General features: G+C 52.2%; 5 protein-coding genes. All 5 read left to right on the forward strand.

Annotation, left to right across the window (positions count from 1 at the left end; translation table 11 throughout):
• Window positions 1–61 precede the first annotated feature (61 nt).
• Window positions 62–505, forward strand: a complete 444-nt coding sequence (locus HMPREF3179_RS03380) for a 4-fold beta flower protein (protein WP_083290684.1) — start codon at window positions 62–64, stop codon at window positions 503–505.
• Between the two features lie 481 nt (window positions 506–986).
• Window positions 987–1,778 (forward strand): hypothetical protein, encoded by a 792-nt coding sequence (locus HMPREF3179_RS03390; protein WP_070469726.1) that lies wholly within the window; start codon window positions 987–989, stop codon window positions 1,776–1,778.
• Between the two features lie 81 nt (window positions 1,779–1,859).
• On the forward strand, window positions 1,860–2,012 hold the full coding sequence (locus HMPREF3179_RS12210) for a hypothetical protein (RefSeq protein ID WP_168160348.1): 153 nt from the start codon (window positions 1,860–1,862) through the stop codon (window positions 2,010–2,012).
• A complete protein-coding gene (locus HMPREF3179_RS03395) occupies window positions 2,012–3,907 on the forward strand; it encodes a site-specific DNA-methyltransferase (RefSeq protein WP_070469727.1) in 1,896 nt (631 codons plus the stop codon). The genes HMPREF3179_RS12210 and HMPREF3179_RS03395 overlap by 1 nt, the downstream gene beginning before the upstream one ends.
• 2 nt (window positions 3,908–3,909) lie before the next feature.
• Window positions 3,910–6,558, forward strand: coding sequence for a DEAD/DEAH box helicase (locus HMPREF3179_RS03400; protein WP_070469728.1), 2,649 nt, complete (start codon window positions 3,910–3,912; stop codon window positions 6,556–6,558).
• Window positions 6,559–6,674 lie beyond the last annotated feature (116 nt).

Raw genomic sequence — 6,674 nt, forward strand, 5'->3', positions numbered from 1 at the left:
ACCGCCTTCACGATGATTGGCTTATGTGGAAGGCAATCTAATACATGTTAGAGATCATCAAATGAACCGACTCCTCCATTTCATTTTTGTACTGCTTACAAGCACTTTGGCAGTTGTCGCACATGCCGACGATGAAGTAACTTTATTCAATGGTGCAGGAAAAGCCGAGGCGTATATCGCCATTGATGACGAGCTAACGATATATCTTTGGAGTGGGAAACCAGTCGCATACCTTGAGAAGGACAGCAGCGGTGGCTATCACGTCTATGGTTTTAACGGTAAACATCTTGGTTGGTTCGTAAAAGGCGTTGTCCGTGATCACGAAGGAAATGCAGCCTGCGCAGTCAAAGAAGCCCTCGGCTCCACACAGTATGAGCCTTACAAATCGTATAAGCAGTACAAGCCCTACAAGTCATACACGCAGTACGCACCATATCGGCCCTATTTCTCAAGCTCGTTTGGCGATACGCCATGCAGGTTTTTGTTGGGTGAAGGGGCAAAGTAATGATCTCTAACCCATCGCTCAAGCGGACTGGCTTTGAGCCAGCCGCTTACCTCAAACGTTAGACATCAGAGGAGAGTTCAATGCAGGTCAAGCTCGACAACTATGAGGATGGCTGGGGTGCTGAACTCCTCTGCCCAAATTGCGGATTTAATTATCTACATCATGATCGAGTCGAGATCTTCGATCGTAGTGAAGACGCAACATCTGGGTTGCACGTAACTGTTGCGGAGGGTAAAGCCACTATGGACACGTCTCTTTCAGGGAACCCAAGTTCTCGTCGCAACGGTCTTACAGTTCATTTCTGGTGTGAGGGGTGCAAAGCAACTCCTATGCTCACTATCGCGCAGCACAAGGGCAACACAATTGTAAATGTAACGCACTCTGGGGAGTCAGCTGATGCCTAACAATTCATTCAAGCCGACGCTGCTTCGCGGCGCGGCTTAATTCAGGCGTTAGCACCGTTCAGGAGACACCCTCAGAAATGGAAGTAATTTTGGAATTTGTACACAACCCTTTGGCGCAGAGCCTACTGCTTGGCCCTTTAATGGGGGTGATCTTTGCAGCTTTATTTTCAGGTTTGACGAAGTCTCCTGGGACACAGGCTCCAGCAACGGTTACTCAAACAAGGACCATTTATGTAACTAAGGTTGTCGAGAGAAGCCGGACATCTAATGGATCGGATGATGGAGTGGCATTGTTAATAATAGGTGTTTTTGCCCTAGTTTTTATGATTTGGAAGTACGCTATATATTTCGATGTGGTTCAGTATTATTTGGCGACCGCTATATTATCAGTGTTGAGCTTTTCGGTTACGACAATAATTATATCTTTGGCTAAGGGGCACTATACATCGGATGACTGGTGGCTTTACACGGCTGGCCCAATGATATTGCTTTGTGTCTCTGTCTATCTGCTTAATTTGGCGAAGATAAATTTCGATCCAAGTATTCAGCAGGGTGCGATAAACAATAGCTTTTTGGGCTTCTACACTGACTGGTTAAGCGAGTACGGGCGAAACTTTATGTTTGCTCATGTGTCTGGCGTTGCACTCGTTGCATTAGCGATTATTTTTACTGCATTTTCATCAATCCATTATCTAGCTCTGATGAATCAACGCTCGCCTGGAGCTATGCAAGGATTTTGGTTTTTCTTGACAAGATCTACCTCGTTTTTCTCAGGCAAAGTCTGGTTCGTATTTGTGGCTTTTTTATTGGGTGGGGCCTACTTATTAATAAATCCAGACTTCGTCGCAAATTGGATAACCCGAAAATAGTGCTAACAAACGGCTGCACAACGACCGATTTTCCGCCGCTTCGCAGCTCCAAACCGGCGTGTGAGCCGGGCGTTATGTGCAATGACGCAAGCCGGCTGGCTGGCCGCCTATTCCTGGGCCTGGCCGCAAGGCTGCATCGAACAGGAACAGCGGCTGCGCGACATGAGCGCGGCTGAAATTAAACAACAGATGCCCGCCTTCACGGCGTGCTTTGACTGGATCAGGAGTTTTTAATGCCCACGCTTGAGTTCAAGGGTAAGCAGTTTGTCTATTCCCATCATCTTGGGGTGCCGTTCCGTGAATTGCAGGTGGTGCCTGAAAAGTCGCTTCCTATTGCAGGAAAACAGCCATCGCTGGATGATAATCTGATCATTCATGGGGATAACCTAGAAGCACTCAAAGCGCTGCTGCCCACCCATGCAGGTAAGGTGGACTGTATCTTTATCGACCCGCCCTACAACACAGGAAACGAAAGTTGGTGCTACAACGATAATGTACGATCGCCCTTGATGAAGGAGTGGCTTAAAAAATCGGCCAACTCGGTAGATAAAGAAGACCTTGAGCGGCATGACAAGTGGTTATGCATGATGTGGCCTAGACTTAATCTTCTGAGAGATCTTCTCGCGGAGTATGGGTGCATTTTCATTACATTAGATGACAATGAAGGTCATTCGCTTAAGTTGCTTTGTGACGAGATTTTTGGCAAAGCAAATTTTATAGCCTCCATTACTACACGAGCAAATCCGAGAGGCCGTCAGTCAGACAGCTTCTTCGCAACTGTACATGATTACTGCTTTGTTTACTCGAAAAACAAAGAGTATCTTGAGTTGAATGGACTAGAACTTTCTGATGAAAAGGAGACTTCTTATGATCAAGAGGATGAGTTCGGAGAGCGCTGGAGAGAGTTGGGGTTGAGGCAAAGGGGAGCGGCTTCGCTCAGAGAAGAGCGCCCAGATATGTTTTTCCCTTTATACGTTGACGAGCATAGTGGTAAAGTTTCTTTGGAAAAGACCGAAAATTTTACAGCTGAAGTGCTCCCTCGAAAATCTGACGGTAGAGAGGGTCGCTGGATGTGGTCAAGTCCTAAAGTAAAGGAGGAAATGGCGCGAGTCTATGGCCGCATAGTTAGGTCGAAAGGAGGTGGAGAGCGCTGGGATATTTTTATAAGAGACTATTTAAATCGAGGGGACGTAAAAAAAACAGAGAAACCCAAAACCATTTGGGATGAAAGCGCTGTCAATACTGAGTTAGGCGGCAAGCTCTTGTCAGCAATGATGGGAGGCAAGACTTTTGACTACCCCAAGCCAGTAGGGCTTTTAATGAAGATTATTGAGCTAGCCACGCATAAAGAGTCCGTCATTTTGGATTCATTCGCAGGCTCGGGCACTACGGCTCATGCTGTTCTGGAAGCGAATAAAAATGACAACGGTAATCGTCGCTTCATTCTGATCGAATGTGAAGACTACGCCGATACCCTTACTGCGGAGCGCATCCGTCGGGTAATCAGCGGCTACTCCTATACCGGAACCCAACGCGAAGAGCTGTACCGAGAGAATATCACCTGGACTACATTCAACAACGAGAAGCGACGCAAAAAGGTAATGGATCATATTGCGTCCATTGAGAATCTTCACGGGCACGAATACGACACTATCAAAAAACAGATTAAAGATGGTGTGCTGACTGTTACGGGCGAGCGCGCGGTGAAAGATACCGCGCCGGGTTTGGGTGGCAGCTTCACCTACTGCACTCTGGGCGAACCCATTGATATTGAAGGTCTGCTGACCGGTGAAGGGATGCCGGGTTTCGAAGCCTTGGCCCGCTATGTGTTCTATACCGCCACCGGCCAGTCCCTGGACAAGGTGGGCAAGCCTGCGGCGGATGGTCTAATCGGCGAAACCGACCTGTTCCGCATCCATCTGTTCTACCAGCCCGATAAAGCGTGGCTACGTTCCAATGAGGCGGCGCTAAATGCCGAGCGAGTAGCTGCGATTGAGGCGGGTAACAAGAAGGGCAAGCGAGCAATTGTGTTCGCGGTGGCCAAGTTCATGAGCCAGAAGGAGCTGACGGCGCGGCGCATTGAGTTCTGCCAGTTGCCCTATGCCGTACACCGGATTCTGGGGGATTGAGCATGGAGCTGAAGGAATACCAGCAGGGCGTACTTGAGCGGCTGGATCGCTATCTGACGGTGCTGGCTGAAAAGCGGGAAGAAGCCGAAGATTTTGTCGAGTTCCAGAAGAGCAAGGGTAAAGTGGCCAGCTTGGGCGATTACTGCCGGGAAGCTTGGGATCAGCTCAATACGGAACGCTTGTTGCCCTACCTCTATCATGACGGCAAGCCCGTGGCGGCTCCTTATCTAACGCGTCACGATGGCTTGAGCGGGTCGATCCCGAATATCTGCTTGAAGGTACCGACTGGTGGCGGCAAGACATTGCTGGCCACTGCCTCGCTGGAACGGGTGCAGACGGACTACTTCAAGCGCCAGACCGGCATGGTGTTGTGGGTGGTGCCTTCGGATGCGATTTATCGGCAAACCTGGAAGCAACTGGCCAATAGGGAACACCCCTACCGGCAGATGTTGGAGCGGGCTTCTGGTGGCCGAGTGAAGCTGCTTGAGAAGGGAGATGCTTTCACCCGTAAGGATGTGGAAGGCCAGTTGTGCGTGATGCTGCTGATGCTGCCTTCGGCGGCGCGCCAGTCCAAGGAAACACTGCGGATGTTCCGCGACAGCGGTCGCTTCACTTCTTTCTTTCCATTGGAAGACGACAACGAGGCGAATGTGCAGCTGCTTGGGCAGGTACCAAACCTTGACCAGAATGATTTGGCCGACCTCGGCTATGCCGATGGCGTGGTGCCGGGTACGGTGTCGGTCAAGCAGAGTCTGGGCAATGTGTTGCGGCTGGTACGCCCGGTGGTGGTGATTGACGAGGGCCATAGGGCCTGCTCCGATACCGCCCGCGATACCTTGGCGGGCTTCAACCCGCGCTTCATTCTGGAGCTATCCGCGACGCCCAACACCAACGGCAAACACCAGTCTAACGTGCTGGTCAACGTACCGGGAACCGACCTCAAAGATGAGGAAATGATCAAGCTGCCGATTAATGTCATCAACGAAGGCAAGGGCGGTTGGCGGCACACGTTGTCGCTGGCTCATGCCAAGCAGCAGGAATTGGAAGCGGCGGCGCTGGCGTTTCAGAACGAGTCTGGTCGTTATATCCGTCCTATTGTACTGGTGCGGGTGGAGCGTACCGGTAAAGAGCAGCGCGACGCCGGGTTCGTACACGCTGAGGACGCCCGTGAATACCTGCGTGACCAGTTGGGAGTGAAGGAAGAGCATATCCGGCTCAAGACCTCCAGTGATGACGAGCTGGCCGACGAAGACCTGTTGTCACCCACCTCGGCAGTGCGCTTTATCATCACCAAGGATGCCCTGCGCGAAGGCTGGGACTGCCCCTTTGCCTATGTGCTGGCTATTTTGTCACGCACTACGGCCACCACAGCGTTGACCCAGATGATCGGGCGAGTGCTGCGCCAACCCCACGCTCGGACAACCGGTGTGGAAGCTCTGGACGAGTGTTACGTCTTCACGTTCGATCAGGATGTGACGGTGGCGGTCGATGGGGTGCGCAAGGGACTGGAAGATGAAGGTATGGCCGACTTGGCTTCCAGCGTCAAAGCTGTAGATCCTGCCAGCGGCCAGGCCCGTAATATGCGCCGGGAAACGATACAGCGAAATGAGAAGTTCGCTGGATTGCCGCCTATCTTTCTACCCCGTGTCTTGCACCGTGATAGCAGTGCCCCGGATGGCTATCGTGCGTTGGACTACGAACGCGATGTGCTGGGCACCCTGGATTGGGAAGCATTGCAGTTTCTGGCTGATAAGGCCGTCATGGATGACGACAAGCTGCAACGCACGGTGGCGCGCGTGACCCTGGACCGCAAGGCGAAGGAGACAGGGCAGACGGTGTTCGAACTGGAGCAGGAGGCGGTCGATGCCTTGCCCGAGGAAGGGCTGGACGTCCCCTATCTGGTGCGCCAGCTACTCGATGTGGTGCCCAACCCTTGGCAGGGGATGCGCCTGCTGGACGAAACCCTGGCCGCCCTGCGGGCCAAAGGCGTGACCGATGAACAGATTTATGTGAATCGGTTGGACCTGGTGCAGACCATGAAGGCCGACTTGCGCGAGCAGGTTAACGCCATGGCCGAAAGCCTGTTTCGAGAAAAGCTCGATAGCGGGGAAATCGCCCTGCGACTGGTCGCCTCCAATGACCCGGCACTGAACTGGAAAATTGCCGAGACCCTGGAAATTGATGTGGCCGATGTGGACCCTTTGCTGTACCGCAAGAACGGCGAGCCACTGGAAAAGAGCCTGTTTGAAAAGGTCTACCAGAAGGAACTCAACGACCTGGAAAAGAATACCGCGTGGTATCTGGATGAAAGCCAGTGTGTTTACTGGTGGCACCGAATCGCCGTCAACCAGCGCTCCTATGGCTTGCAGGGCTGGCACCGGCATCGGGTGTACCCTGACCTGCTGGCATGCGTCCACGGCGTCGAGGAAGGCAAATTCCGTTTCTCGGTGCTGGAGACCAAGGGAGACCACCTCAAAGGTAACGACGATACCGAATACAAGCGCAAGCTGTTCGAGCTGTTTACTCGCTACGCCGATGTAACGGCCTCCATTGGCCAACTTGCGCTTGAGGACCAGGACGAACCCATGCGGTTCAGGATGGTGATGGAAAAGGACTGGCAGCAGGCGTTGGTGGATGAAGGCATCCGGTAGGCAGGGAGCAATATGCACATAACAAAAGCGTCAACGCGGACCGGCTTTTCCGCTGGCGCTCCAAAGCCGGCCGATTACGCTAGGCGTTAGCCAGATGGAAATACTGTAATGAAAGA

Source organism: Oligella sp. HMSC09E12 (genome assembly GCF_001808505.1).
Classification (GTDB): Bacteria; Pseudomonadota; Gammaproteobacteria; order Burkholderiales; family Burkholderiaceae_B; genus Oligella; species Oligella urethralis.

Coding starts and splice junctions, on each gene's coding strand:
- HMPREF3179_RS03390 (WP_070469726.1), top strand. CDS start 987: ATGGAAGTAATTTTGGAATTTGTACACAACCCTTTGGCGCAGAGCCTA.
- HMPREF3179_RS03395 (WP_070469727.1), top strand. CDS start 2,012: ATGCCCACGCTTGAGTTCAAGGGTAAGCAGTTTGTCTATTCCCATCAT.
- HMPREF3179_RS03400 (WP_070469728.1), top strand. CDS start 3,910: ATGGAGCTGAAGGAATACCAGCAGGGCGTACTTGAGCGGCTGGATCGC.
- HMPREF3179_RS03380 (WP_083290684.1), top strand. CDS start 62: ATGAACCGACTCCTCCATTTCATTTTTGTACTGCTTACAAGCACTTTG.
- HMPREF3179_RS12210 (WP_168160348.1), top strand. CDS start 1,860: ATGACGCAAGCCGGCTGGCTGGCCGCCTATTCCTGGGCCTGGCCGCAA.